Origin of the sequence: Marinobacter metalliresistant, from assembly GCF_038098645.1 — a bacterium.
Classification (GTDB): domain Bacteria; phylum Pseudomonadota; class Gammaproteobacteria; order Pseudomonadales; family Oleiphilaceae; genus Marinobacter; species Marinobacter metalliresistant.
Genome location: NZ_CP101118.1, coordinates 3,269,193 through 3,295,431, shown reverse-complemented (window position 1 = coordinate 3,295,431; position 26,239 = coordinate 3,269,193). Strand labels below are relative to the sequence as shown.

General features: G+C 57.5%; 22 protein-coding genes, 1 tRNA gene and 1 pseudogene. 11 read left to right on the top strand and 13 right to left on the bottom strand.

What is annotated here, in order from left to right; genetic code table 11:
- Window positions 1-82: 82 nt before the first annotated feature.
- The 3 genes from gshA to NLK58_RS15415 all read right to left on the bottom strand — a co-directional run bounded on the left by gshA (window position 83) and on the right by NLK58_RS15415 (window position 5,833).
- Entirely contained in the window at window positions 83-1,636 is a 1,554-nt protein-coding gene (gene gshA / locus NLK58_RS15425) for a glutamate--cysteine ligase (RefSeq protein WP_341581245.1), read from the bottom strand.
- A 68-nt stretch (window positions 1,637-1,704) separates the two neighbouring features.
- The gene (locus NLK58_RS15420) at window positions 1,705-4,047 is read right to left on the bottom strand and encodes a Tex family protein (RefSeq protein ID WP_117619334.1); all 2,343 of its coding nucleotides are present in this window, start codon (window positions 4,045-4,047) and stop codon (window positions 1,705-1,707) included.
- Window positions 4,048-4,096: 49 nt separating this feature from the next.
- Window positions 4,097-5,833, bottom strand: coding sequence for a bifunctional diguanylate cyclase/phosphodiesterase (locus NLK58_RS15415; protein WP_117619333.1), 1,737 nt, complete (start codon window positions 5,831-5,833; stop codon window positions 4,097-4,099).
- Window positions 5,834-5,976: 143 nt separating this feature from the next.
- Here NLK58_RS15415 and rep point away from each other — a divergent pair, with 143 nt between their 5' ends.
- Window positions 5,977-7,995, top strand: a complete 2,019-nt coding sequence (gene rep, locus NLK58_RS15410; protein ID WP_117619332.1) for a DNA helicase Rep — start codon at window positions 5,977-5,979, stop codon at window positions 7,993-7,995.
- A gap of 64 nt (window positions 7,996-8,059) precedes the next feature.
- Here the strand turns inward: rep and NLK58_RS15405 are convergent, their stop codons facing one another.
- Window positions 8,060-8,473 (bottom strand): c-type cytochrome, encoded by a 414-nt coding sequence (locus tag NLK58_RS15405; RefSeq protein WP_341581244.1) that lies wholly within the window; start codon window positions 8,471-8,473, stop codon window positions 8,060-8,062.
- Window positions 8,474-8,675: 202 nt separating this feature from the next.
- Here NLK58_RS15405 and NLK58_RS15400 point away from each other — a divergent pair, with 202 nt between their 5' ends.
- Window positions 8,676-9,014: a hypothetical protein gene (locus NLK58_RS15400; protein WP_341581243.1), complete on the top strand. Its 339-nt coding sequence runs from the start codon at window positions 8,676-8,678 to the stop codon at window positions 9,012-9,014.
- A gap of 113 nt (window positions 9,015-9,127) precedes the next feature.
- Window positions 9,128-10,159, top strand: coding sequence for a phospholipase A (locus NLK58_RS15395; RefSeq protein WP_341582818.1), 1,032 nt, complete (start codon window positions 9,128-9,130; stop codon window positions 10,157-10,159).
- Between the two features lie 157 nt (window positions 10,160-10,316).
- Here NLK58_RS15395 and NLK58_RS15390 read toward each other — a convergent pair.
- From NLK58_RS15390 to NLK58_RS15370, 5 genes and pseudogenes are all read right to left on the bottom strand, one after another.
- A pseudogene (locus NLK58_RS15390) lies at window positions 10,317-11,677 on the bottom strand (phosphomannomutase).
- A 9-nt stretch (window positions 11,678-11,686) separates the two neighbouring features.
- A complete protein-coding gene (gene bfr, locus NLK58_RS15385; RefSeq protein ID WP_117619327.1) occupies window positions 11,687-12,163 on the bottom strand; it encodes a bacterioferritin in 477 nt (158 codons plus the stop codon).
- Window positions 12,164-12,252: 89 nt separating this feature from the next.
- Entirely contained in the window at window positions 12,253-12,459 is a 207-nt protein-coding gene (locus NLK58_RS15380) for a bacterioferritin-associated ferredoxin (RefSeq protein WP_117619326.1), read from the bottom strand.
- 177 nt (window positions 12,460-12,636) lie between these two features.
- Window positions 12,637-13,368, bottom strand: coding sequence for an LrgB family protein (locus tag NLK58_RS15375; RefSeq protein WP_162893751.1), 732 nt, complete (start codon window positions 13,366-13,368; stop codon window positions 12,637-12,639).
- On the bottom strand, window positions 13,352-13,711 hold the full coding sequence (locus NLK58_RS15370) for a CidA/LrgA family protein (RefSeq protein ID WP_117620420.1): 360 nt from the start codon (window positions 13,709-13,711) through the stop codon (window positions 13,352-13,354). Before NLK58_RS15370 ends, NLK58_RS15375 begins: the two co-directional genes overlap by 17 nt.
- 75 nt (window positions 13,712-13,786) lie before the next feature.
- Here NLK58_RS15370 and NLK58_RS15365 point away from each other — a divergent pair, with 75 nt between their 5' ends.
- The 6 genes from NLK58_RS15365 to NLK58_RS15340 all read left to right on the top strand — a co-directional run bounded on the left by NLK58_RS15365 (window position 13,787) and on the right by NLK58_RS15340 (window position 20,326).
- Entirely contained in the window at window positions 13,787-14,329 is a 543-nt protein-coding gene (locus NLK58_RS15365; RefSeq protein ID WP_117619325.1) for a YaeQ family protein, read from the top strand.
- A 168-nt stretch (window positions 14,330-14,497) separates the two neighbouring features.
- Complete coding sequence (locus tag NLK58_RS15360; protein ID WP_117619324.1) at window positions 14,498-15,682, top strand: thiamine pyrophosphate-dependent dehydrogenase E1 component subunit alpha; 1,185 nt, start codon at window positions 14,498-14,500, stop codon at window positions 15,680-15,682.
- A 1-nt stretch (window position 15,683) separates the two neighbouring features.
- The gene (locus NLK58_RS15355) at window positions 15,684-16,661 is read left to right on the top strand and encodes an alpha-ketoacid dehydrogenase subunit beta (protein ID WP_117619323.1); all 978 of its coding nucleotides are present in this window, start codon (window positions 15,684-15,686) and stop codon (window positions 16,659-16,661) included.
- A 26-nt stretch (window positions 16,662-16,687) separates the two neighbouring features.
- On the top strand, window positions 16,688-18,292 hold the full coding sequence (locus tag NLK58_RS15350; protein WP_341581242.1) for a dihydrolipoyllysine-residue acetyltransferase: 1,605 nt from the start codon (window positions 16,688-16,690) through the stop codon (window positions 18,290-18,292).
- A 9-nt stretch (window positions 18,293-18,301) separates the two neighbouring features.
- Window positions 18,302-20,146 (top strand): protein kinase, encoded by a 1,845-nt coding sequence (locus tag NLK58_RS15345; protein WP_117619321.1) that lies wholly within the window; start codon window positions 18,302-18,304, stop codon window positions 20,144-20,146.
- Window positions 20,147-20,249: 103 nt separating this feature from the next.
- Window positions 20,250-20,326 (top strand) — tRNA-Arg (locus tag NLK58_RS15340).
- Window positions 20,327-20,946: 620 nt separating this feature from the next.
- On the opposite strand, the gene NLK58_RS15335 is transcribed toward NLK58_RS15340, so the two are convergent.
- The 3 genes from NLK58_RS15335 to NLK58_RS15325 all read right to left on the bottom strand — a co-directional run bounded on the left by NLK58_RS15335 (window position 20,947) and on the right by NLK58_RS15325 (window position 22,505).
- Window positions 20,947-21,288 carry a DUF6685 family protein gene (locus NLK58_RS15335; RefSeq protein ID WP_341582817.1) on the bottom strand — a complete coding sequence of 114 codons (342 nt, stop codon included), beginning with the start codon at window positions 21,286-21,288 and terminating at the stop codon, window positions 20,947-20,949.
- A gap of 304 nt (window positions 21,289-21,592) precedes the next feature.
- Window positions 21,593-21,982, bottom strand: a complete 390-nt coding sequence (locus tag NLK58_RS15330; RefSeq protein WP_341581241.1) for a hypothetical protein — start codon at window positions 21,980-21,982, stop codon at window positions 21,593-21,595.
- An 82-nt stretch (window positions 21,983-22,064) separates the two neighbouring features.
- Window positions 22,065-22,505 carry an acetyltransferase gene (locus NLK58_RS15325; protein WP_341581240.1) on the bottom strand — a complete coding sequence of 147 codons (441 nt, stop codon included), beginning with the start codon at window positions 22,503-22,505 and terminating at the stop codon, window positions 22,065-22,067.
- A 224-nt stretch (window positions 22,506-22,729) separates the two neighbouring features.
- On the opposite strand from NLK58_RS15325, the gene NLK58_RS15320 reads away from it, so the two are divergent.
- The gene (locus tag NLK58_RS15320) at window positions 22,730-24,079 is read left to right on the top strand and encodes an ISNCY family transposase (RefSeq protein ID WP_341581239.1); all 1,350 of its coding nucleotides are present in this window, start codon (window positions 22,730-22,732) and stop codon (window positions 24,077-24,079) included.
- Between the two features lie 214 nt (window positions 24,080-24,293).
- On the opposite strand, the gene NLK58_RS15315 is transcribed toward NLK58_RS15320, so the two are convergent.
- A complete protein-coding gene (locus tag NLK58_RS15315) occupies window positions 24,294-24,596 on the bottom strand; it encodes a DUF1778 domain-containing protein (protein ID WP_222534940.1) in 303 nt (100 codons plus the stop codon).
- Window positions 24,597-24,923: 327 nt separating this feature from the next.
- Here NLK58_RS15315 and NLK58_RS15310 point away from each other — a divergent pair, with 327 nt between their 5' ends.
- Window positions 24,924-26,069, top strand: coding sequence for a hypothetical protein (locus tag NLK58_RS15310; protein WP_117619313.1), 1,146 nt, complete (start codon window positions 24,924-24,926; stop codon window positions 26,067-26,069).
- Window positions 26,070-26,239 lie beyond the last annotated feature (170 nt).

Here is a 26,239-nt window from a genome sequence, read left to right as displayed (position 1 = left end):
CTGACCGGAGGGTGACAAATCTTTGTTCAGTTTCTGTGCGTCAGGTCCGCAGACAAATGAGAAGGCGGACCTGGCCACCGGTTCAGGAGCGCAGGTAGTGCTCCAGAAACTCGCCAAACGCCAGGGTATCGGCCCGCTCCATTTGCTGCTGGTCCGACAGGGAGTCCGCGGTCATGGTTTCAAAGGCTTTGCGTACGTCGGCATCCAGGCCTTCCTGCCTCAGGGTTTGCTGATGCTGGCGCGCCATTTCCATACCCCACTCCCGGTGCCCCAGGCCAGACGAACGCATGGCGTCAAGCACCCGGGCCGAGGGCGCGGCCCCCTCGCCACACATCACCTCTCGCTGGGCGGCCAGGGCCTTGCGGTAGGTATCGCCCCCTTGCCAGCCATCCAGCAGCTCCGCCAGGGGTTCCAGTTGCTCAAGCAGACCAGTCGCGGCCTCTGGTACCGGCGTGCGCTGCCCTCCACGGCAAAGGGTCAGTTCCCGATAGCGTCCACGGGCCACCACATCCTTGTAGTTATCGTCCAGCCGCTCGCACTCGGCGTCGCCAATACGGGGAGAGGCTGACAGCAGGCAATCCAAAAGAAACAGATCCAGGAAATCGATCTGGGCTTCGTTCACGCCGACCGGAGAGAACGGATCCAGATCCAGGCAACGCACCTCAATATATTCCACACCCCGGGCTTCAAGGGCCTGAATGGGTTTTTCTTCCCGTTCTGTGGTTCGCTTGGGCCGCACGGCACTGTAATACTCGTTTTCAATCTGCAGGACACTGGTGTTGATCTGAATGAATTGGTCGCCCCGGCGGGTACCGATCTCCTCGTAAGCCGGCCAGGCAGTATGGATGGCCCGGTCCAGGGTCCCGGTGTAGGTGCTGAGCTCATTGAAACAGATGTTCAGGGAAGCCTGGGCATTGTTGTGGTAACCCAGATCACCCATACGCAGGGAAGTGGCGTATTCGCCGTACCAGGTGCGCTCATCAAACCGACTCAGATCATGGCTGACATCGGCAACAAAGCTCGCATCCAGTGCCGGAGAAGCACCAAACAGCAGCATCAGCAGCCAGCTCCGGCGCCGGAAATTCCGGATCAGCCAGAAATACTGGTCCGATTTGAAGTCCTTCAGGCTTTGCTGATCACCCAGAGCCTCCTGCCATTTCCGCCAGAAACTGTCCGGCAATGACAGGTTGTAGTGAGCGCCGGCGATGCTCTGCATCATCCGGCCATAGCGAACCGCCAGCCCCTGGCGGTAAACGTGCTTGAGACGGCCAATGTTGGAGCTGCCGTATTCTGCAATGGGAATACTCGGATCTCCATCCAGCTCACAGGGCATGCTGGCTGCCCAGAACACTTCGTCGCCGAGATTCTCCTGAACAAACGTATGAGTATCCCTCAGGGAGTTGAGCATCCCGCCAGTGCTGTCAAACACAGGCGTGATCAGCTCCAGCAGGGCTTCGGAATAATCGGTGGTAATTCGCGGATGGGTCAGCGCTGAACCCAGGGCTTCCGGATGCGGCGTCTGGGCGATGAACCCGTTGCGGTCCACCCGCAGCCCTTCTTTCTCGACACCCTTGAGGAAACCGTGCCAGTCGCTGGCTGCGAACTGGCGAAATACGGAATGGCGGGATTCAGCCATGGTCGACTCCTGCTGCGACCGGTCCCTCCTCGTGAGCGGGACCGACCGGTGAAAAGATTAAAAGCCTGTTAACGGCTGTCCTTGCGGGCCGAAGCCAGTGCCTGGGCAAGTGCGCCCGCCATGGCACCCTGCCGGGATTTCTCGCCGGAGCCAGAGCTACGGCTGTTTCGATGACCGGCTTTCTGGCTGGCACCGGCGCGGTTTCCACCCGTCGGTTTGCCCTCATTTTTCTCGCCAGGCTGATCGTCCATGCGCATGGTCAGGGCGATCCGTTTGCGCGGGATGTCCACCTCCAGCACCTTCACCTTAACGATATCCCCGGCTTTGACCACTTCCCGCGGGTCCTTGACAAACGTGTGGGACAGCGCCGAAATATGCACCAGCCCATCCTGATGGACGCCGATGTCCACAAAGGCGCCGAAGTTGGTCACGTTGGTGACGGAACCCTCCAGTACCATGCCCGGCTTCAGGTCATTGAGGGTTTCAACGCCCTCCTCGAAGCTGGCAAAACGGAATTCCGGGCGCGGATCCCTGCCCGGCTTCTCCAGCTCGGAGATGATGTCCTTGATGGTGGGCAATCCGAACCGTTCAGTTACGTAATCCTGGGGGTTCAGACCACGTAAAAATGCAGAATCCCCGACAATATCGTCGACCTTGCGGTTGTTGCGCGCGGCGATAGCCTCCACCACCCCATAGGCTTCCGGGTGAACAGAAGACCGGTCCAGCGGATTCTCGCCACCGGCGATCCGCAGAAAGCCCGCCGCCTGCTCAAACGTCCGGTCCCCGAGCCGGGTGACCTTCAGCAGTTGCTTGCGGTTACGGAACATGCCGTTCTGGTTGCGGAATTCAATGATGTTCTGGGCGATGGTCTGATTCAGACCAGACACCCGTGCCAGCAGAGGCGCCGAAGCGGTGTTCAGATCCACGCCCACGCCGTTTACACAGTCTTCCACCACCGCATCCAGGCTGCGGGATAACTGCACCTGGGACACATCGTGCTGGTACTGCCCCACCCCGATGGATTTCGGCTCGATCTTCACCAGTTCCGCCAGCGGATCCTGCAGGCGGCGGGCAATGGACACGGCACCACGAATGGTCACATCCAGATCCGGCAGCTCTTTGGAGGCAAATTCGGAGGCCGAATATATGGAAGCACCGGATTCGCTAACCACGATTCGGGCCAGTTTGAGTTCCGGATAACGTTTGCTCAGGTCGCCCACCAGCTTCTCGGTTTCCCGGGACGCAGTACCGTTGCCGATAGCCACCAGCTCGATCTTATACTCCCGACACCAGGCCGCCAGCTGCTCGATGGAGCGGTCCCACTGGTTCTTGGGTGCGTGGGGGTATATGGCTCCGTGGCCCACCACCTGCCCGGTACCGTCGATAACGGCCACCTTCACACCGGTACGCAGCCCCGGGTCCAGCCCTAGTGTCGGGCGCGGGCCGGCCGGGGCTAGCAGCAGAAGATCTTTGAGGTTGGCGGCGAAAACATTAATGGCTTCGGTCTCGGCGGCTTCACGCACCTGGGCCATGAGATCGGTTTCAATCTGGGTTGAGAGCTTGACCCGCCAGGTCCAGCGCACCACTTCCGACAGCCACTTGTCAGCGGCACGGTCGTTATCCCGGATGTTCCAGCGGGCAGCAATCCGCTGCTCCGCCGGATGGGGCGTGCGGCGATCAGCATCAGCATCGCCAACCACGATACTGTAGGCCAGGATGCCTTCGTTGCGGCCACGCAGGATGGCCAGAGCACGGTGGGACGGCACCTTTTTCAACGGCTCGACATGATCAAAATAGTCCCGGAACTTGGCCCCTTCGTTTTCCTTGCCTTCCACCACGGTCACTTTCAACTGGCCTTCCTGCCAGATCAAATCCCGCAGGCTGCCCAGCAACTCGGCGTCCTCGGCAAAGCGCTCCATCAGAATGTAACGGGCTCCATCCAGGGCGGCCTTGGTGTCTTCCACACCTGCCTCTTTGTTCAGGTAGGACTGCGCGGTAATTTCCGGATCCTGTGTCGGGTCGTCATACAAGGCATCCGCCAGGGCCTCCAGGCCGGCTTCCCGGGCAATCTGGGCCTTGGTCCGGCGCTTGGGCTTATACGGCAGGTAGAGATCTTCCAGGCGGTTCTTGGCATCCGCCTCGTTAATGCTGGCCTTGAGCTCATCGGTCAGTTTGCCCTGCTCCTCAATACTCTTGAGGATGGTGGCGCGACGGTCTTCCAGTTCCCGCAGATAGCGCAGACGCTCCTCCAGGTTCCTCAGCTGGCTGTCGTCCAGCGAACCGGTCACCTCTTTCCGGTAACGTGCGATAAACGGAACGGTGGAACCCTCGTCGAGCAGGGCGACGGTGGCATTAACCTGTTGCTCGCGGACACCGAGCTCGTCGGCGATGCGCCTGGAGATACTGTTCATGCAACCTCTGTCTCATGCTTTGCCAATAAAGCAGCAAAGGTACAGCGGCTTACTGTTGCAGGCAAGCGGCCTGGCCACGCTTGTTCAGGAATTGCACAAGATCGGCCCAGGGCATGGGGCGGGCGTAATAGTAACCCTGGATTTCATCGCAATGCTGCTGACGCAGGAACTCCAGTTGCCCTTCGGTTTCCACGCCTTCGGCGACCACGCTGATCTGCAGACTGTGGGCCAGGCTGATAATGGCCCGGATGATGTGCTCCGCGTCGGCCGAGTGGCCGAGCTCCTGCACGAAGGACTTGTCGATCTTGACCAGGGAAATGGGCAGATGCTGCAGATTGCTCAGGGAGGAGAAACCGGTCCCGAAGTCATCAAGGGCAAAGCTGATACCCAGTTGGTTCAGCTCTCGCAGGCAACGCTGGGCATACTCGGGGTCGTGCATCATGGCACTTTCCGTAAGCTCCAGCTCCAGCAGACTGGTATCCACATTGGCGTTGAAAATAATCCGGAAAATGGTTTCGGTCATCTTGCGATCGTGGAACTGCCGGAACGACAGGTTGACGGCGAACACCAGCCCCGGAAATCCGAGCTCGGCAGACTCCTGCAGGCGTTTACAGGCCTGTTCGATAACCCAGTACCCGATCGGCACGATCAGGCCGCTGCGCTCGGCGACCGGAATGAATTCGTCCGGCCCCACCAGCCCCCGCTCCGGGTGGTTCCAGCGCAACAGGCACTCGACACCACGAACTTCTTCAGTGGCCAGATCAATCCGGGGCTGATAGTAAAGCTCCAGTTCCTTGCCCCTCAGGGCATTGCGCAGGTCGGCCTCGAGCCGAAGCTGATAGCCGGCAGAGATATGCAACTGCCGGTCGTAGAAGCGATAACTGGTGCCAGGATCCCGCTTGGCCTCGAACATGGCCCGGTTGGCCCGGCGCAACAGATTTTCGGCACTGTCACCGGCTTCCGGGTAAGTGGCAACGCCGAGGCTGACGCTGACCACCACATTCTGGCCGTCGATCGCGACCGGCTCATCCAACGCATTGACCACCTTGCGGATGATCTGGGTGATGTCGAGGGAGTCTTCGACCTTCTCGATGATGATGGCCAGCTCATCGCCGCCAATGCGCATCAGGGAATCCACCCGCCTCAGGGAGTGCCGGAGACGCTCCGCCAGTTTCATCATCAACTGATCGCTTTTCTGGTAACCGAAGGATTCATTGATACTGCGGAAATCGTCGACATTGAGGTGCAGAAGTGCCAGCCGGTGGCTGGCCCGCTCAGCCCGCAGCAGCGCCTGCTGGAGACGATCAAAGAACAGATCCCGGTTTATAAAACCGGTGGCGACCTCCCGCCCCAGCTGGCCGTAGGCCGACTCGGACAACTGTTCCCGGTACCAGAGGCACTTCACAGCCCGGCGGAAATTCCATTGGTCGAGATTCTGGCGGCAGAGATAATCGGCGGCGCCGGCGGCGAGCAGTTCGGGAGCCCGCAGTTCCGGCAACTCCGCACTGAGGGCAAGGACAGGCTTCTCATTGCTGCCAACCGCCAGGTATTGAAGAAAGGAGGCCTCAGAACCGCCATGGAAAATACAGTCCCAGACAATGACATCGAAACTGGCGTTGCGGATCAGGTCGTCACAATCCACCAGATCCGGGCACCAGGTAGCGTCCGCACTGATTTCGACGTCACCCGCCAGAAGATCATTCAGCCAGAGAAAATCAGCATAATCCGGTGTCAGAACCAGGAGGCGTAACTGTCCGGGCCTCATGGTTTCCAGTGGCAGAGTCATTAAGCAGAATCCATTTATGCGTGAACAACCGAGTCCGTTTTATCAATCATAGCCGATAGATCGTCAAGGTACAGGAACGCTGATTGGTGTAGAATAGCCTCACGCCTGTTTCCCCCATTTCGTTCCATTCTGGCAACTTATTTGTGAACAAACTCAACCCGAGACAAAGCGAGGCAGTCCGCTATTCAGACGGTCCCCTGCTGGTACTTGCTGGTGCCGGCAGCGGCAAAACCAGCGTGATTACCCGCAAGATTGCCTACCTGATCGAGCACCTCGGTATTCCGGGGCGCCATATTGCCGCAGTGACCTTCACCAACAAGGCCGCCCGGGAAATGAAGGAGCGGGTTGGCCGGATCGTTGACCGAAAGCTGACCCGGGGACTGATTGTATCCACTTTTCATAACCTTGGCCTCAATATGATCCGGGAAGAGCACGCTCATCTGGGCTACCACCCGGGCTTTTCGATTTTCGACGCCGAGGATGCCAAGGCCCTGTTACAGGATCTGATGCTCCGGGAGGCCAGTGCCGAGGCCGGGGACGAACTCAGCGATGTCCAGATGACCATCTCGTCCTGGAAAAACGCCATGCGCGGGCCGGCCGAGGCCCTGAGCAAGGCGGCGGATGAGCGGGAACAGCGCATCGCCATCATTTACAACAAGTACAACGAATACCTCAAGGCTTACAACGCCGTGGATTTCGATGACCTGATCCTGCTGCCGGTGATGCTGTTTCGCTCGCACCCGGACGTGCTCGCGAAATGGCGCCGGAAAATCCGCTACATGCTGGTGGACGAGTACCAGGACACCAACGTGTGCCAGTACGAACTGGTCAAGCTTCTGGTGGCCGAACGGGCCGCATTCACCGTGGTCGGGGATGATGACCAGTCAATCTACGCCTGGCGCGGTGCCCGACCGGAGAATCTGGAGCAGCTCAAGGAAGACTTTCCCAGCCTGAAGATTGTCAAGCTGGAGCAGAATTACCGCTCCACAGCCCGGATCCTGCGCAGCGCAAACATGGTGATTGCCAACAACCCCCATGTGTTTGAAAAGGCGCTCTGGAGTGACCACACCATTGGCGAGGAGATCCGGGTTGTCCGGTGCCGCAACGAGGACGCGGAAACCGAGCGGGTTGCCACCGAGATCCTCGACCAGAAGCTGAAAAAAGGCCTGGATTTCCGGGACTTTGCCGTGCTTTACCGGGGTAATCACCAGGCCCGCCTGCTGGAGATGAAGCTCCAGGGCTACCAGATTCCCTACCGCATCTCCGGTGGCCAGTCGTTCTTCTCCAAGAACGAGATCAAGGATGCAATGTCGTACCTGCGCCTGCTGATCAATCCCGATGACGACGCCGCTTTCCTGCGGGTCGTGAACGTACCCCGCCGGGAGATCGGGCCCCGTACCCTTGAACAACTGAGCCACTATTCCCGCTCCCGGAACGTCAGCCTGTTCAAGGCCCTGGGCGACATGGGAGCGGAAACCCATGTGACCGAGAAGGGCCTGGATCGCCTGCGACGTTTTGCCCACTGGGTAGATGCCACTTGCGAGCGCTTGCACAGCGAAAATCCGGTCCCCGTGATCAAGCAGCTTTTTACCGACATCGAATATGAAGAATGGCTGCACCAGCACTCCGGCACCCCGAAACAGGCCGAGCGCAGGATGGAGAACATCTGGTATCTGGTGGAGTCCATTCAGCGCATGCTGGATGATGGCAAGGGCACCGCTGACGAACTGGGTATTGAGGATGCCATCACCAGGCTGATCCTCCGGGACATGATGGAGCAGCGTGAGGAAGAGGACGACAGTGACAAGGTTCAGTTGCTGACTCTCCACGCCTCCAAGGGCCTGGAGTTTCCCCATGTATTTATTATGGGCCTGGAGGAGGAGATTCTTCCCCACCGGAGCAGCATTGAAGAAGGCAACATCGAGGAAGAACGGCGACTGATGTACGTGGGCATCACCCGGGCCCGTGAAACGCTGACCCTGACCTACGCGGCGGCCCGGAAACAGTACGGCGAAAAGCTGGAAACCATCCCCAGCCGGTTCCTGGATGAACTGCCTGAAGAAGACCTGAAGTGGGAAGGCCTGGGCGATCTTGATGTGGAAGCCAACCAGAAAAAAGGCAAGGCAACCCTCAGTGCCCTGCTGGGAGACCTTGGCCTTTAGCTGCGCCAGGAAGGCAAAAAGCCCCGCAAGGGGGCTTTAAAGGTAACAGGCAGAATTTCCCCGGTTACTGGCTTTGCTCAACAATATACTCAACGGCCGCCTGAATTTCCTCGTCGGGGCAGTTTGCGCAGCCACCTTTTGCAGGCATGGCATTGAAGCCGTTGATCGCGTGGCTGACCAGGGTTTCCAGTCCCTTGTCGATCCGGGGAGCCCAGGCATCGGTATTACCCTTGACCGGGGCGCCGGCAGCACCGGTGGTATGACAGGCCATGCACACGGCATCGTACACTTCGCTGCCCGAGCGAGGACCGGAGCTGGCTGTCTCGGTCGGAGCAGCTGCGCTACCACACGCTTCACCCTGCAGACATACTTCGCCAACGGGCTGAATACGTGCACGAATTTCATCTTCAACACTTGCCATTACGGCGCCGGCTGTCAGGCCAAGAACGACCAGTACAGCAACCAGGACTCTCTTCATCTTCACAATGCACCTCGCATTTGAGCGTTATAATCTTCGGTCGCCGCATTATAGCGACTGAAACCAGGCAAAAAAACCAAACAGCAAAATCATTAATTGATTTCAACCATTTTAATTGCGATTTCGTAAGTCGGAGGGTGTTTTACGGACAATCCGGTTACCATGGTGTTCGCCGATGTTTAACCTTTCAGGACCTGTTTCCATGACCACTACGGAACCAACTTCACCCCACCCGTTGCGCAAACCGCTGCTGATTACTGAATTTACAGCACTGGCCGTTTTGCTGACTTCCATGGGGTGGTTCTCCAGCCAGACCGGCGACGGCCAGGCCATCAGTGCGGCCTGGCTGCTGATCCCCGCTCTGGCAAGCCTGGCCGTCTTCCTGAGTTTCATCGGGCTGATGTACCTGCGCTGGGTGGCATCCGCCGACAGCGCCAACCGGTTTCGCCACAAGGTCATTTTCTCGCTTCTGGCGGTTACCCTGATCGGCGTCTGGGTCTATGGCATAGCGAATACCTGGTTCAGCCTGAACGCCAGTTAGGAGACACCCCGACCATGACACCCTCACGTGTGTTGCCTGCCTCACCCCGGTTCATTGTGCTTTGCACGCTGGCAGCGGGCCCTGCCGAAGCCCAGACCGATACTGCACCACTGATGACTTCGATCAACTCACCCGAGCAATGTGCGCTGATTGCGGACGGTATCCAGAGGCTCGCCTGCTTCGACAGCCTCTACAAACCGGAGGAACGGCAGGCGCAGGCCTCGGAAGAAGAAAAACAGCAGGCGGAGGCCAGCGTGGGGAAACTGGCGCCGGACGAGGAAGACCTCGACGACGTCGCAGGAAATGCCCTGGAAGACGATTCGGACACCGGCGTAATGTCTGCGCTCGTGGATCGATATGTCGCTGCCGAAAAAGCGATATTTTCATTTTCCGGCAGTTTTGTCGGGCACAGGCCCACTTATATCCTGCCGGTGACCTGGGTGGCGAAACCGAACTCGACACCGTCCAGCCCACGACTGGGTGCCGTCGGATACGATTACGAGCTGGCGCGGGAAGAAGCAAAGTATCAGATCAGTTTCAAAGTTCCCCTGCTGACGGGACTTCTGGATAATCGCACCACAATGTGGTTTGGCTACACCCAGCAGTCCTACTGGCAGGTCTATAACCAGGACGATTCTGCGCCTTTCCGGGAAACCAACTACGAGCCGGAGATCTTTGTGCGTTATCAGGCCGATTGGGACATCGGCCCTGGCAGGTTAAATGGAGTGACACTCGGCTTCAATCACCAGTCAAACGGGCAGTCTGAGCCGCGGTCACGGAGCTGGAACCGGATTATGGCCAATGCAGCCTACAGCTATGGTCGTTGGCTTTTCATGGTGCAGCCCTGGTACCGGATTCCGGAGAACGGCGACGATGATAATGCGGACATTGAGCGGTATCTGGGCCATGCCAACTATCAGGCGGTTTACAAGCTGACGGCGGATCGTACGTTTTCACTGCGGCTGATGAATAATCTGCGGTCGGATGACAACAAGACGTCGGTGGAGTTTGGGTACAGTTTTCCGATGGGGGATACGGTTAAGGGGTTTTTCCAGTACTACAACGGGTATGGGGAGAGTCTGATTGACTATAACCACCGGATTCAGAGGTTTGGTATCGGGATTATGCTGAACGACTGGCTCTAACCGCGCTCTGATAATTCGGTGCAAGACCGCTCGTCGCGGCTCCCTCTCCTGAAACACGCTCCTTGCGGCACATCCCTGTGGCGCTTGGGCTCCGCCATCCATGGCTCCGCACAGTTTCAGGAGAGGGAGCCGCGCCGATCGGCCCCGTGCCGTCAGGCTAGCCCTTTTCATTCAGCCTTCGCATTTCAGCCAGTAATTCCTCTGTTTTTTTCTTCCATCAGCGGGATATTCGCCCTCGATTCCACGTTCAGGCGCACAACCGGTTCGGTGTTGGACATCCGGAGGTTGAAGCGCCAGTCGTCGAATTCGATGCTTACGCCGTCCACATGGCTGACGTTTTTGGCGCCGACACTGTATTTGGCTTCAATCGCGGCGATGACTTTGGGGGGGATCGTCGATGGTGCGGTTGATTTCACCGCTGGCCGGGTAGGTTTCGATTCGGGCGTCGATCAGGGAAGAGAAAAGCTGGCCGGACTGGCAGAGGCGTTCGGCGATCAACAGCCAGGGGATCATGCCGCTGTCGCAGTAGGCGAAGTCCCGGAAATAGTGGTGGGCGCTCATTTCGCCGCCGTAGACGGCGTCTTCGTCGCGCATTCTCTGTTTGATGAAGGCGTGGCCGGTTTTGCTTTCGACGGCTTCACCGCCGGCGGCTTTGACCAGATCCAGGGTATTCCAGGTGAGGCGGGGGTCGTGGATGACTTTGCCGCCGCCGGTTTTGCGCAGGAACTGGTCGGCCAGTAATCCGACGATGTAGTAGCCCTCGATAAAGCGGCCGTTTTCGTCGAAGAAGAAGCAGCGGTCGTAGTCGCCGTCCCAGGCAATGCCCATGGCGGCGCCCTGTTCGATAACGGCATCGGCGGTGACTGCGCGGTTTTCCGGGAGGATCGGGTTGGGCACGCCGTTCGGGAAATGGCCATCCGGTTCGTGATGCACTTTTACGAATTCGAACGGAAGATGCTGTTCGAGTTCGTCGATCACCAGGCCGGCGCCGCCGTTGCCGGCGTTGACCACGATGGTCATGGGGCTGAGGGAGGCGGCATCGACGTAACCCAGCAGGTGATCGATGTAGGCGCTCATCACTTCCAGCGGTTCGTAGCGGCCCTGCTGCGGTGCATCCGCAAAGGGCTCCAGTACCCGGTCACGGATGTCGTTCAGGCCGTTGTCGGAGCTGATGGGCCGGGATTCGGGGCCGACCATTTTCATGCCGTTGTGGTTTTTGGGGTTATGGCTGGCGGTGACCATAATACCGCCGTCCATCTTGTAGTGGCTGGTGGCAAAATACACTTGTTCGGTGCCGCACAGGCCAATATCAAACACATCCGCGCCGGCAGCCATCAGGCCAGAGCTCAGGGCCTCGGCGATGTCCGGGCTGGACAGGCGGATGTCGTAGCCGACGATCACTTTTTTTGCGCCAGTAATGTCCACGTAGGCGTGCCCGATTTTCTCGGCCAGCGCCGGATTCAGTTGATCCGGCACTCGGCCGCGCAGGTCGTAAGCTTTAAAACAGGACAGATCCATTGTCTGATTTTACTCCGAGGCGGATGACTGAAGCTGGATGTAGTTCTGTATACCCATCTGGGAAATCATTTCCAGCTGGGTTTCCAGCCAGTCGATGTGATCTTCTTCGCTGTCCAGAATGCTGCGGAAGAGCTCACGGCTGGTGAAGTCCTGAACCTGCTCACAATAGAGAATGGCTTCTTTCAGGTCGGTATGGGCGATCTGCTCCAGCTTGAGGTCGCAGGAGATCATTTCCTCGACGTTCTCGCCGACCAGCAGTTTGTTAAGGTCCTGGAGGTTGGGCAATCCTTCGAGAAACAGGATCCGCTCGATGAGCTGGTCCGCGTGCTTCATTTCGTCGATGGATTCTTCGTATTCCTTGGCGGCCAGCTTGGTGATGCCCCAATCCTTGTACATGCGGGAATGGAGAAAATACTGGTTGATGGCGGTCAGCTCGTTGGCGAGGACCTTATTGAGATACTGAATGACTTTCTTGTCGCCTTTCATAATGTGGCTCCCTGATGGCCGGGTGTATCAGCCTTTTAGGATAGCCCCTTATCGGACAGGAGAAAAATAGAGTCAGACAATCAGGAAGGTCAGGCCGGCTGGGCGAGCATATTGGCCATTGCCAGGTAATCAGGTGAACGGCTCTCCCGCAGTATTTCACGGGCGGTGCAGGCGCAGCGCCCGCACTGGGTACCAACACCCAGTTCCTTGCCAAGCTGGCGCATGGAAGAAACACCGTTATCGGCAGCTTCGCGAATTTCCCGGTCGGTTACGCTGTGACAAAGGCATACGTACATAGCAGTGACTCACCAATGACAATAAAGGTTAGTGATAATTATTGTCATTAGCATCACAGATTGCAACCCCATTGGCTTAATTTTGTGCAATGGTTTGTTGCCCCGGAAAACACCTACGGCAATCGAAACTGCGATATGGAGGCATGCGCCAGGGGAATGGCCTGATTTGGCGCAGCCCTACAGGCGGAAAACCAGCGGCAGGATCAGCGCGGTGAACACGCCAGTGAGGCCCATGCCCAGCGAGGCAAAGGCACCGGCAGTATGGCTGATCTCAAACGCCCGGGCCGTACCGACGGCATGGCCGTTCAGACCCAGGGCGAAGCCCAGGATTCGTTCGTCCTTTACCGGCAACAGGCGGGCGAGAAGGTCAACAAAGAGGGTTGCGACCACGCCGGTAATCAGCAGGCCACCCATCATCAGGGGAACAGAACCACCCAGCTGTTCGGTGATACCGATGGCAATCGGTGCCGTGACCGACTTGGGCGCCAGCGACGCCAGCACCTCCGGCGTGGCACCCAGGGCCCAGCCAATCACCACCGCATAAACCGCCGCCAGAGTGGCGGCAATTGGCAGCGTCACCAGGATGGGGCGCCACATGGCACGGATATGGTGCATCTGCTGATACAGGGGAATACCCAGGGCCACGGTGGCGGGGCCAAGCAGCACGGTGAGCCAACGAGCACCCTGCTGATAGTTCTGGTAACCCACCGCCAGAACAGCGATCACACCGGACAGTAGAAATGCTGATAACACCACAGGAGGCAGCCATAAAGGCCTGCCCATGCGAGCAAACAGCCAGTTGCCGGCAAAGAAAGCGCCCAGGGTTAAACCAATGGCGAGAATCGGCGTGGCTGCGAGGATATCCGGCAGCGCCTGGAATCGGGCGAAGAATTCACTCACGATCGCCATCCCCGCCGGCCGTCACCAGTTTCATCAACAGTAACGTAGTGAGAACACTCAGGAAGGTGCCAACAAGCAAAGCTGCCGCAACTGCCAGCCACTGCCCGGAGAACTGATCCGCCATGAAGAACACGCCGACAACACCCGGCATGATCAGCAGCACCAGTACCGAGATCAACCCCTGACTGGCCGAGGCCAGTTCATCGCTTACACTGCCTTTCACCATCAAGGTGAAGGTGATGACGACCATACCCAGAACACCGCCACTGACCGGCAAAGCGAAGAGCACCCGTATGGACTCGCCAAGAATGAAGAACAGCACCAGGACCAGAAAACCACGCAACATCGACATGCGTTCCCACTCAGCCACGGAAGAATTGCACTACACTAGCCCAAACCGACACCCCGATACCAATGCAGGAAGCTCATGGCGCTCAAAGCAACCATCTTCAAGGCAACTCTCAACATCGCCGATATGGACCGGCACTATTATGCCGACCACCACCTGACCATCGCCCGGCACCCGTCGGAAACCGATGAGCGGATGATGATCCGGCTGCTCGCATTTGTCCTGAATGCCAGCGAACATCTCGAATTCTCACGAGGCCTCAGCACCGACGACGAGCCGGAGCTCTGGCAAAAGAGCCTGAGCGGTGAAATCGAACTCTGGGTCGAACTGGGCCTGCCGGACGAAAGCCGCCTGCGCAAAGCCTGCAACCGGGCCGACCGGGTTATTCTGTACACCTACGGCAGCCGCGCAGTGCCTCTGTGGTGGGAGAAAAATCAGGGCAAACTGACCCGCTTCAACAACCTCACCATCATCAACCTGCCACCGGAAGGCACCGAGCCACTTGCCGGCCTGGCGGCACGCGGTATGAATCTGCAGTGCACCATCCAGGACGGAACCGTGAATATCGGCAACGAGGAAACCCTTGTCAGCCTGACACCTGAACCACTGCACCCCGATTAAAAAATCTGCGCTCCGGACCTACCAGAGAATCGCAGTTTACGTTAAGGTAAACTCTAGCCGACAGTGACGTGGGCCACACCAGGCCCGCTCAGCTTGGCTATACTAAAACCAACGACACCCTCACAAGGGGTGTTTTGTTCCTCAGGCCACCACCCCAGGAAGAGGATTATGACAACAACAAAAGCCAAAGTTGTTTACTCCCCGGTCTTTACCGACGGTGCGGAATTCCGTATTCCCACCTTCAAGTTACTGAAGCAGGACGGCTCCCTTTATAAGGGCGCCAAAGCACCTGATCTGGATAAAGAAAAGGCCCTGCGCATTTATCGTGCGATGGTCACCACCCGAATTCTCGATGAGCGCATGCTCGCCGCCCAACGCCAGGGGCGACTGAGTTTCTACATGCAGTGCACCGGCGAGGAAGCCGCCGTGATCGGCAGCGCCGCGGCACTGGACGACGCCGACATGATCATGGCGCAGTATCGGGAACAGGGCGCCCTGACTTATCGTGGCTTTTCCATCGATGAATTCATGAACCAGCTGTTCGGCAACGAACTGGACTATGGCAAAGGTCGCCAGATGCCCGTTCACTATGGTTCCAGCAAGCTGAACTACATGACCATCTCATCGCCCCTGGCCACGCAGATTCCCCAGGCCACCGGTTATGCCTACGGCCAGAAACTGGCGGGCGACGGCCACTGCACCATCACGTATTTCGGCGAAGGTGCCGCGTCGGAAGGCGACTTCCACGCCGCCCTGAACATGGCCACCGTTCATCGCGTCCCGGTGATCTTCCTGTGCCGCAACAACGGCTACGCCATTTCCACCCCGTCCACCGAGCAGTTCGCCGCCGACGGTGTGGCACCCCGGGCCTATGGCTACAAGATGGATGTAATCCGTGTCGACGGCAATGACATCCTGGCCGTCCACGAAGCCACCAAAGCGGCACGCCGCCTGGCGGTGGAGCACAACCGCCCGGTGTTGATCGAAGCCATGACTTATCGCCTGGCCGCGCACTCGTCTTCCGATGACCCGTCCGGCTACCGCAGCAAGGACGAGGAAGCCGTATGGCGTGACAAAGACCCGATCCTGCGGATGCGTCTCTGGCTCGAGGGCAGGAAATGGTGGAGCGAAAACGACGAGAAACAGCTTCAGGAGAGCATGCGCCGCGAGGTTCTCGAAACCATGAAGCGCGCGCAGAAACGGCCACCCCCGGCGCTTGATACCCTGGTGAGCGATGTCTACGACGAAGTGCCGCCTGCCCTGGCTGAACAGTTCGACAAGCTCAAGGCGCACATCCGCCGGTATCCGGACGAGTATCCGAAGAGTGCCGAACACGTAAAGAGGGAGGCCTGAGATGACCAAGATGAACATGCTCCAGGCCATCAACAACGCCCTCGACACCGCCATGGCCGCCGACGAGCGGGTACTGTGCTTCGGTGAGGATGTGGGCGTCTTCGGTGGGGTTTTCCGGGCCACCAGCAACCTGCAACAGAAATACGGCAAGGCCCGCTGCTTCAACACGCCGCTGGTGGAGCAAGGCATCATCGGCTTCGCCAATGGTCTGGCGGCGCAGGGTTCCGTGCCGGTAGCCGAGATACAGTTTGCCGACTACATCTTCCCGGCCTTTGACCAGATCGTTAACGAGTCGGCCAAGTTCCGGTACCGCTCCGGCAACCTGTTCAACGTGGGCGGGCTGACCATTCGCGCACCCTACGGCGGCGGGATTGCCGGCGGGCTCTATCACTCGCAGTCGCCGGAAGCGTATTTCGCCCACACACCAGGCCTGAAAATTGTGGTGCCGCGCAACCCCCATCAAGCCAAGGGCCTGCTGCTGGGGGCGATCCACGACCCCAACCCAACCCTGTTCTTCGAGCCCAAAAGACTCTACCGCGCCTCCGTGGGCGACGTGCCGGAAGAAGATTACCGGCTGCCGCTGGGCGAAGCCGAGGTTCTCAAGGAAGGTACGGATGTCACCGTGCTGGGCTGGGGCGCACAGATGGAAGTGATTGAACAGGCCGTCGAGAAGGCGGAGAAAGAAGGTATTTCCTGTGAAGTCATCGACCTGAGAACCATCCTGCCGTGGGATGTGGAAACCGTCGCCAACTCGGTGTTCAAAACCGGGCGCCTGGTGGTTACCCACGAAGCCCCGCTGACCGGCGGTTTCGCCGGCGAAATTGCGGCGACGATACAGGAGCGTTGCTTCCTGTACCTGGAGTCCCCGATTGCTCGGGTGACCGGGATGGACACCCCCTTCCCGCTGGTGCTGGAAAAAGAGCACCTGCCCAATCACCTGAAGGTCTGTGAGGCCATCAGGTCGAGCGTGGAATTCTAGGTTGATATCAGGACAGGAGAGCAATCATGAGTGATTTTATACTGCCCGATATCGGCGAAGGTATCGTGGAGTGCGAACTGGTCAAATGGCTGGTCAGCGAAGGGGACATCATCGAAGAAGACCAGCCGGTCGCCGAGGTGATGACCGACAAGGCTCTGGTGGAAATTCCGGCGCCATACAAGGGCCGGGTGACCCGCCTGTACTACAAGGAAGGCGACATCGCGAAGGTTCACGCCCCGCTGTTCGAACTGGTGGAAGAAGGTGGCGACGGTGAACAAACTGCGGAGTCTCAGACAACACCCGCCGAAGCCGGGATTACCACCAGCGAAGCTAAAGCTGCGCAGGAACCCCCTGGCAATACCACGGCCAGTGACGATGTGACCGAGGACTTTATCCTGCCGGATATTGGCGAAGGCATCGTTGAATGTGAAGTGGTGGAATGGCGCGTGGCCGAAGGTGACGAGATCGAAGAAGACCAGCCGGTGGTCGATGTCATGACCGACAAGGCCATGGTCGAGATTACCGCGCCCAAGGCTGGCCGCGTCACCAAGCTATACCATCAGCAGCAGGCCATGGCCCGGGTGCATTCCCCGCTGTTCGCGTTTATTCCCCGCGACCGTGACGAGCCCGCCGAGACAAAAGCACAACCAAGGCCGGCGCCGGAACCCACACCCACAACGGCAAAACCGGTCGCAATGGGAAACCGGCAGCGGATTCCCGCCAGCCCTGCCGTGCGCCGACTGGTGCGGGAGCACAACCTGGAGCTCACGGACATCGCCGGTTCCGGCAAGGACGGACGGGTACTGAAGGCCGATATACTGGCCCACCTCGACAAGCCCGCCGCGCCGGCCCAAAGGCAGGCACGCGCAGGCGACTCGCAGCCCGCAAGTTCAGGCCGTGAACGCAGGGCGCCGGATCGTGAGCAGGAACTACGGATCGAGCCAATAAGGGGCATGAAAGCGGCGATGGCCCGCAGCATGGTGGCGTCGGCAACCACCATCCCTCACTTTATCTACAGTGAGGACATTGATGTTACCGACCTGCTGAAACTGCGGGAGCAGCTCAAACCGGAAGCCGAAGCCAGGGGCGCGCGGCTGACCCTGATGCCCTTCTTCATGAAGGCCATGGCCCTGGCGGCTCAGGAATTCCCGGTACTCAACAGCCGTGTCAACGACGATGTTACGGAGATTCACTACCTGCCCAACTGCAATATCGGCATGGCCGTAGACGGCAAAGCGGGACTGATGGTCCCCAACGTCAAGGGCGTCGAAAGCCTCACACTGCTGGGCATTGCCAACGAAGTGGCCCGCCTGACTGAGGCCGCCCGTTCGGGCCGGGTCAGTCAGGACGACCTCAAGGGCGGCACCATCACCATCTCCAACATTGGCGCACTGGGCGGTACCTATGCCTCCCCCATCATCAATGCCCCGGAAGTGGCGATTGTTGCCCTGGGTCGAACCCAGAAACTGCCTCGCTTTGACACCAACGGCCAGGTGGTGGAACGGGCCATCATGACCGTGAGCTGGGCGGGAGACCATCGCATCATTGATGGTGGCACCATTGCGCGCTTCTGCAATCGCTGGAAAGGCTACCTGGAATCGCCGCAATCGATGCTGTTGCATCTGGGCTAACGGGGCATCATGGCGCAGAAGACGCAACTGCAGCAGTTCTACATACCTGAAGAGCAGTCGATCTACCTGCTCAGCCATGACGATGCGAAAAAGCTCAAAGACTGGGTGGCGCTTTGCGCCACCCAGCTCCGCCAATTGGGTTACCAGGACATCGAACTTATCGGCAAGGGCGCCTACGGCTTCGTATTCGCAGGCCGCCTGCCACGCCAGGGCGAGACCGGCCCGGAGCACGTTTTCAAGTTTACCCGCATCAATCTGCCCCAACACCTGCAGGACCGCCTGGAGGATGAAGCCTACATACTCGAGCAGGTACGCCACCCGAGGGTACCCCGGCTGATCGCCTACCAAAGGGCGCACAACCAGCCTATCCTGGTGATGGAACGGGCGGCCGGCCTTAACCTGGAGGAAGTCTCCCTGCGCGAGGGCTGCCTCAAACCACGGGTGGTGATGCGGATTGCCGACCAGCTTGCGGACATCCTGCGCAACCTACGCCGGGAGAACGGCCCCGCCGGCCGACCCATCGTGCACGGCGACATCAAACCATCGAACCTGGTATTCGACGCCAGCACGGAGAACATAGCCCTGATCGACTGGGGCTCCTCGGTGTTCGCCCAGCTCGACGCCAACCAGCAGTTCCTCGCCACCAATGTCATGGAGCTGATGTCCGACAACCTGCAGCAGACCAACGCACGACTGGGGGACGTCTACTTCATAGGCGAGGAACAGCTTAACGGCGGCCTGTCGTCTCCCCGTTTCGATGAACAGGGTGCCGCAGGAACACTCTACGCGCTGGCTTCCGGCCAGTCGTGCCGGTTCGGGCACCAGGCGATTCCCGCCACCTCCCTGGGGCTTCCCATGGAGTTCGCCCGCATGCTCGACGGCATGCTGGCCCCAGATCCGAAGACTCGCCTGCGGGCCGGCGATTACTATCTGAATGAAATGCCAAGAATGGCGCGCACGGTGATGGTTGACCTGCCGGAGCCCCCGGCAAACCCACTGGTACCGGTCTGGACACGGCCCTCGGACCACGAGATCGACACCGTGGTGTACAGTTCCCGCAAATCCTTCCTTCGGCAGGAAGGCGCCCCGGAAACCCTCAACGATGTTAACGACGTACAGCTTGACCGCTACTACAAGAACTTCATGCAGGGCATGGGGGAAACGGAAAAGGCATTCCTGGCCGCCGTCAGCCGTCTGGGGCGATACCCTGTCGAGGGGGGGCTGGCCGTGCGCTGGGAGACCGACGGTGTCTACATCGATACCTCGCTGAACCTGCACGACCCCAACCTCAAGACCGCCTTCATCAGGGCCGTCAACAATATGGTCTACCTGGCCCAGGCCATTTATCGCCAGGGTATCTTCAAAAGCTGCCTGTTCAACGCCCGCAACACCCTGCACATCGACCGTGCCGAACCGGACCAGCCGTTCCTGACCGAACCCGGCATGCAACTGCGCTACGAGGTCAGTGCGGCACCGGAAGTTGAAGACGAATCCCGGGTGCATTCCTATTTCGAGGACGGCCCCGACCCGGAGGAATTCCTGGTGCTGCCGCAAACCATCATCACCGCGCTGGAGTCCCTGAACGATATCCACCACACCGGCATGATCATCTTCGAAGCCCTGCCCCGCCACCTCAAGATCCACAGCCACTACCGGCTGCTGGCCCCGGACCGGGAGGGTGAGTTTTCCCGCCTGCTCGACGAGATCCTCTCCGCCGTGGACCAGATCACCGGGCTAGGCGTCTCCGGCTTCATGAAAATGCCCTACAAGGACACCCGCTTCTTCCCCCACATCGAACGCCTGCCCGAACGCTACTACCCAAGAAACCCCAGAGCGGAGGCCGATTCCGCCTGAACGTTATAACTGGCCAAACCGGCGCCAACAGGACTAGACAGAGCACTCCATCACACGTAAGATTGCGCACTCGAAATTGACGCGAAGGCGTTAATGACGACACCCGCCCGTAGCTCAGCTGGATAGAGCGCCGCCCTCCGGAGGCGGAGGTCAGAGGTTCGAATCCTCTCGGGCGGGCCATTAACTTGGCAGATCAATGAGCTATCATCAAGACAACCTCCTCACCTGTGTTACTCGCACCTGAGCAATCCGAAAACCTCTGATTCGATCGGTGACCTTTGCACGGCAAGATTAAAAGCAGGAATTTTTCTCTATCATTGCGCCTGTGCCCAAATGGTGCCTTGGCAGTGCCCAGTCAATTTAGGTCGATGCATCACCACCCATTAACGTGACCTTTGCACGGTTTCGAGCCCACCATCTCTGTGGCACAGTCGTTCTACGATAGTTAAGCAAACATATTCGCTTGGTAATGTTAACTTTGGTCGCAGAGCGAACATTCAGGCGGATAGACCTAGACTTCCCCTTGGTGAAATTTCCGCCTTGGACCTCACTCGTCGGCATAAAGTATAGAAGTGATAATTGCCAGTTTGCGGGCTTCAAGTTTTCATCGTATAACCTTGTAAACTGACTGCTGGTATTTCTTCAGTTCGTTCTGCTTTAAACCCTTGGCTGGCAATGTTAAACCCGTTCCCGATTCCTCTTGTGATTTACAATAATATGTTTCCGCGTAGACGTTTATCGAACTAAAAAAGGAGCCTGCATAATGGCAAGACGAATGATTTTTGGTTTGGTACTTTTGCTCAGCTCTGCAATTTGCTTCGGCGGAACTCTTTAATCTCAACTTCAGGCTGCCATTGTTTTTCTTGCCTTTGTAACTCGTAGCAAAGAACAGCCATATGATGAGAGCCACCTGCACTGGACCAGTAGAAACGTCGATGCCAATTATCAGTGGTTAATCTGATCCCTTCATGAAGTCGGAGTTCAGGCCAGGCTAGACATGCAGAAACAATATCTCCCCCGCTCTTTCCCTCCAGGTCTTTCAAGTCATTAATCAGCTTTCCCAGTTCTGCCATGGTGGCACATCCCGCTCGATCGGGCCTATACCGAGCTTTACTCGCAGAACATCCATGCAGCGTGGCCATCGGGAAAGATGCTGTGTACAACCGGTCAGTGACCAATGCTTTCAGGCTTCGCTCGACAAGAACCCGAACGTTTTCGCTCAGTCCCGGCAAGTAGCCTGAAAACTCAACATCTCTGAGTCTTTCCAGCTCACACCGGGTATCTTCAAGAATGGTCGGAATTGGCACCTCAGATGGGTGCAACAGGGGGTGGCCAGCGAGCCGCAGCTCAATTTCCAACTGTGCACGCTCGCTTAGCAGATTCCAAATCAGCCATCTAAGGCATCTGCCTACCCAGTGTATTGCTCCTGCTAAATGCGTCGACAACCTAATCATTAAACTGGATCAGTTGAGAGAGCTCCTCAGCCGTCCAGTTTCGTGGAATCGGAAACACCGGGCCAGAAGGATGATTTACCACTTGGGTTTTGAGCTTCGCCGGAAGATTGTTGGGATTAATCCAAATCATAAGTGAACGCCCACCGTCAGGCGCCTCTCCCGTATGGTCGATCAATAACTGCTGGGATGTTTTATCACCCTTCCGAAACCTAGCCAGGGCCTTTACATCAAATCTACCCTCAACTTCATAGCTACCTTTAAGCCCTGAACTCTTCTCTATTTCGGACAGCAAAGGCTCAACAACTGTGATGTAAAATGGATCTTTACCCCCTTGGAAAACATGTTTTCCGTGGCTATCACAAAGCGCGCCAATCGTTTTCATACGAATGTAATTTCTTAAGTCTGAGAAAATGGAAATAGCCGTATCAGAGCACCGATACGGCTATTTGAAGCCAGTGTCATCCTCAAGATGGAGGATCAATCAGCTGACCAATTGTGCCCATAGGTAAGTAGAGAGACTGTAGCTCTCCGAATTGCCTTCCCATTGGCAGGAAACCGTACCGCTTAAAAAAGCGGTCACTTTCCTGGGTAAGCGGATCCGTTACCACCGCTATTCCCATACCACTGTACTGAACAATTCGGTACGCCTCTTCCAGAGCTTCAAGAAGAATCGTTTCACCGAGTCGGCGCTCTGAGCTGTGTAGCCCGCTATCAACACCTAGCCACGCCAGCTTGATCACTGGAATGGGATAGGCAGGATACCGACTACGGGTTTCCTGATCTGGTAGCTCGTCACGCACCACGGTCGCGCTGGTCAGGGTGAAATAACCCAGGACCGGAGCCGGCAACACATTGGCGGGCTCATCGTCCACCAACACCCAGGTACGATTAATTTTCTTGTCCATCTGATTGCGTGCTTCGCGCCAAAGGAACTCATTTACCCGTTCCAATCCACAATCAAACGATTTCCTGTCATGGGACTTCTTATCTAGTTTCTATCCATAAACATAAAGGACTGATATTAAACAGGAAAATCAGGAAACAAAGAGAGAAACCTCCAGCGGAAAATGGTATTCTTTGTCGCAAGCCATTGAAACAAAAGAAAAACCAAAAATCCGCGGAGGTAACAATGCGTCAAAAACGCACCGTCCAAGGCAGTATATTTGATCTTTACGCAGAGCACGAGATCGGACGTGAACTCAAGGCGATGTCCGATTGGCTGGACGGGCATCCCGAGATTCTGGATTGGATGGCCCCAGAACTGTGCCGGGCCGAAATCAAAGAGACCGGGCGTGAAGGGTTGTCAGTCGAGTCGATCCTGCGCTGCGCCATCCTTAAACAGCACCGTCAGCTCAGCTACGAGGCACTGGCCTTTTATCTGGAGGACTCCCATTCCTTTCAAGCCTTTGCACGGCTGCCTCTCGGGTTAAGGCCGAAGAAGTCGGTTTTACAGAAAGGGGTCAGCGCCATTAGCGATGCCAGCTGGGAGCGGATCCACCGCTTGATGATCCGGGACGCCAGTGTCCAAAAAATAGAGCGCGGGCGCATGGTCCGGGTCGATAGCACGGTCACGGAGACACCGGTTCACGAACCAACAGACAGCACGTTGCTTTGGGATGCGGTCCGCACCCAGGTGCGGCTGATGGAGCAAGCACAAGAGCTGGCTGGGCCGGTGCGACTGAAGTGGTGCAACCACCGGCGCGTGGCCAAGAAGCGTGCCTATCAGATCCAGTATTCCCGGGGGAAGGAAAAGAAGGCCAACTGGTATCGGGATCTGATCAAGGTCACTCGCAAGGGCCTCAATTACCTGGATAAGGCCTGGTGTACGTTAACCCAACTGACCATCGATGAGGCCGCGTTCGCCGCCTGGGAAGCGCAGGTAAAGCACTACCGGGGACTGATCGAGGGAGTGATCGATCAGTCGCAACGACGGGTAATCAACGGCGAACAGGTTCCTGCCGCCGAGAAGGTCTTCAGCCTGTTCGAGGAGCATACCGACATCATTATCAAGGGCAGCCGTGACATTCAGTACGGGCACAAGCTGAACCTGACGAGTGGTCGTAGCGGGCTGATTCTTGACGCCGTCATCGAGGAGGGTAATCCGGCCGATAGCGAACGTTTTATGCCGCTGTTGGAACGGCAGATCGAGATCTATGGCCGTGCGCCTCGGCAAATAGCAGCGGACGGGGGTTACGCCAGCAAAGACAACGTGCAGCAAGCCAAAGACAAAGGCGTGAAGGATGTGGCCTTCCACAAAAAGAAGGGCCTGAAGGTCGATCAGATGGTGAAGAGTGACTGGGTTTATCGCAAGCTGCGCAACTTCCGGGCGGGGATCGAAGCGGGCATCTCCTGCCTGAAGCGGTCCTACGGTTTGTCGCGTTGCACCTGGAAGGGACTGGAGCACTTTAAATCGTATGTGTGGTCGGCTGTGGTAGCACACAACCTGGCTGTGTTCTCGCGACTGCTGCTCGCCAGATAACGCCTTAACCCGAGTCACCCAAGAGTATCAACAAAAAGCCTTATCGGCACTCTGGCCGGGGCTGGCCTGTGCCTGAAAAATGCCGATTCGCGGTCAAAATGGCGACGGAAGACCACAGGCTGCGATGTGGCCGGGATAAGGTTGGCCAAGAGAAACAATTTGACCCAACCGGCTGGGCGATTAGCCCTGAAAACAAGCCGTTTATGGACGGAAACTATCTAATGGTTCTAACCTCAAGGTCACCGTTTTCTATCCTTTTGTTACGGCGACGTTTCGCGCTCAGCAAAGCCTCGTTCGGTGCTGGAGCTGCCTCGCAGGCTGCTACAAAAGCATCAAACGACTGACTATTCAGCCGATACACTTCGGCCTCCTCGATCACGCGAGCCGACTTCTCTCGGATTGCTTGAATGACAAACTCCGACAGACTGTGACTCCCGGTCAGAGCTGAAGCGCGCGCCGCCAATTCTTTGATCGCTGGATCAATTCTTAAATCCAGCCGCGCGCTTGTCTTTGACATGCGATATCCCTCTTTCAACGGGCTGGCCAATCGACCAAACCCTCTGTTTTAGTGTTTTCGGTTTTTGCTGTTTGACTGACAACTAACAATGTTAGCACGTACGGCAATTCACCGTACGTGTACTATCGGCCAGTCAAATCCGGATGTCAATTGGAAGGTCTACCAAGCTTCACTCAAACCTGACGTCTGCCTCACGGAGAGCCTCTCCGTGCCTAGGAGATGGCCGGCTTCGCTATTCCAAAGGTGCCCTTAGTATGCTTTAGTATTTTATACTACTAATATAGTATAATGTTTACTAAACATGACTATTGGCCGCCGAGACACTTTATGAATGCACATGTGGACTGGCACTTTCCCCGCCACGAGCTGACCGATCAGTTTCTGTCGACCTTCGCCAGCGGTGTCTCCAACACTCTGACGCTCTTTGCGCCCCGGCGCATGGGCAAGACGGAATTCATCCTCTTTGACCTTATCCCTGAAGCGCATGAGCAGGGGTACCGTCCCATCTATGTGAGCTTCTGGGACAACCCCAGGAACCCGGTTACCTGTCTCAAAAAAGGCCTTGAACGGGGTATCGGGGAAATGACCTGGCTGGAACGCCGGCGCTGGGCTAACTCCCACCTCGGGGCTCTTAAGCTAGGTGGAGAGGTCGGCATTGACGGGACAGTGAAGGCCTCCGCCGAGGTCTCCGGACAGAACATCCCGCCACAAGAGGATGACTTGAGCCAGCTTCGCAGCCGGTTCGAGACGTTACTCAGCGGAAAAAAGAAAATTCTACTGTGCCTGGATGAAGTCCAGCATCTTGCCACCGACCGGGCCTTCGAACCCCTGGTGTTTTTCCTTCGGACCCTGCTGGATGAAAACAGGGACAAGCTTTATGTCGTCTATACCGGATCTTCCCGGGACGGCCTGTATCGTCTGTTCAATCGCAGAAAGGCACCGCTGTTTCGCTCGTCCTCCCAGATCGACCTGCCAGAGCTGGGCTCGGGCTTTGTCAAGCACATGCTTGATGCTTTTGATCAGGCCACAGCCCGGACTCTGAGCTACAACAACGCCTTGAACGCCTTCCTTCTACTGAATCGGGTTCCACGGGACTTTCGAGCCGTCATCGAAGGCATGGTGCTCTCCGGCGAAACGGACATCACCTCCGCAACCGAGCGGTACCGGCAATTCACCAGTGATACGGATGAGTACGAGAAAACCTGGTCCCAGCTCAAGCCTATTGAGCAGGCCATCCTCGCTGTCATCGCCCAGGACATCGCCGGGCCCTACCATGAGGAGGCCCGTCGATTCATTGCCACCTGGCTGGGGATGACAGAGTCCAATGTGGCAACGCACACGATCCAGAATGCGTTGAATCGGCTGCGTGGCGAGTTCCTGGCGCCGGTCGAGAAAGGGGTCTGGGTATTCGAGGACATGGATTTCAAAGTTTGGGTTGCCGAGGCTTTCGCACAAGACCCCACTGAGCGCTAGGTCTACGGTCGTCGATACCGAGGCCAATTCTTTGCTCCTGGTCAAGAAGGCATTTTTCGAATTCCTCCTCGCTCATCCCTTCCTTGATTCGCCTCAAGACCTCGGCACTGACATTATTGTCAGAAAAAGTAGTATTTTTTCTGACAACTCTCAAGGTTTAACCAAGCAGC

Excerpts from the sequence above, each read along its gene's own strand:
- NLK58_RS15405 (WP_341581244.1), bottom strand. The coding sequence starts at position 8,473 with ATGAAGAGAGTCCTGGTTGCTGTACTGGTCGTTCTTGGCCTGACAGCC.
- NLK58_RS15335 (WP_341582817.1), bottom strand. The coding sequence starts at position 21,288 with ATGGCCACGCTGCATGGATGTTCTGCGAGTAAAGCTCGGTATAGGCCC.
- NLK58_RS15310 (WP_117619313.1), top strand. The coding sequence starts at position 24,924 with ATGAATGCACATGTGGACTGGCACTTTCCCCGCCACGAGCTGACCGAT.
- NLK58_RS15355 (WP_117619323.1), top strand. The coding sequence starts at position 15,684 with ATGACCAAGATGAACATGCTCCAGGCCATCAACAACGCCCTCGACACC.
- NLK58_RS15350 (WP_341581242.1), top strand. The coding sequence starts at position 16,688 with ATGAGTGATTTTATACTGCCCGATATCGGCGAAGGTATCGTGGAGTGC.
- NLK58_RS15330 (WP_341581241.1), bottom strand. The coding sequence starts at position 21,982 with ATGAAAACGATTGGCGCGCTTTGTGATAGCCACGGAAAACATGTTTTC.
- NLK58_RS15415 (WP_117619333.1), bottom strand. The coding sequence starts at position 5,833 with ATGACTCTGCCACTGGAAACCATGAGGCCCGGACAGTTACGCCTCCTG.
- NLK58_RS15320 (WP_341581239.1), top strand. The coding sequence starts at position 22,730 with ATGCGTCAAAAACGCACCGTCCAAGGCAGTATATTTGATCTTTACGCA.
- NLK58_RS15370 (WP_117620420.1), bottom strand. The coding sequence starts at position 13,711 with ATGTCGATGTTGCGTGGTTTTCTGGTCCTGGTGCTGTTCTTCATTCTT.
- NLK58_RS15400 (WP_341581243.1), top strand. The coding sequence starts at position 8,676 with ATGACCACTACGGAACCAACTTCACCCCACCCGTTGCGCAAACCGCTG.
- NLK58_RS15420 (WP_117619334.1), bottom strand. The coding sequence starts at position 4,047 with ATGAACAGTATCTCCAGGCGCATCGCCGACGAGCTCGGTGTCCGCGAG.
- bfr (WP_117619327.1), bottom strand. The coding sequence starts at position 12,163 with ATGAAAGGCGACAAGAAAGTCATTCAGTATCTCAATAAGGTCCTCGCC.
- NLK58_RS15315 (WP_222534940.1), bottom strand. The coding sequence starts at position 24,596 with ATGTCAAAGACAAGCGCGCGGCTGGATTTAAGAATTGATCCAGCGATC.
- NLK58_RS15360 (WP_117619324.1), top strand. The coding sequence starts at position 14,498 with ATGACAACAACAAAAGCCAAAGTTGTTTACTCCCCGGTCTTTACCGAC.
- NLK58_RS15365 (WP_117619325.1), top strand. The coding sequence starts at position 13,787 with ATGGCGCTCAAAGCAACCATCTTCAAGGCAACTCTCAACATCGCCGAT.
- NLK58_RS15345 (WP_117619321.1), top strand. The coding sequence starts at position 18,302 with ATGGCGCAGAAGACGCAACTGCAGCAGTTCTACATACCTGAAGAGCAG.
- NLK58_RS15380 (WP_117619326.1), bottom strand. The coding sequence starts at position 12,459 with ATGTACGTATGCCTTTGTCACAGCGTAACCGACCGGGAAATTCGCGAA.
- gshA (WP_341581245.1), bottom strand. The coding sequence starts at position 1,636 with ATGGCTGAATCCCGCCATTCCGTATTTCGCCAGTTCGCAGCCAGCGAC.
- NLK58_RS15395 (WP_341582818.1), top strand. The coding sequence starts at position 9,128 with ATGACTTCGATCAACTCACCCGAGCAATGTGCGCTGATTGCGGACGGT.
- NLK58_RS15325 (WP_341581240.1), bottom strand. The coding sequence starts at position 22,505 with ATGGACAAGAAAATTAATCGTACCTGGGTGTTGGTGGACGATGAGCCC.
- NLK58_RS15375 (WP_162893751.1), bottom strand. The coding sequence starts at position 13,368 with ATGGCGATCGTGAGTGAATTCTTCGCCCGATTCCAGGCGCTGCCGGAT.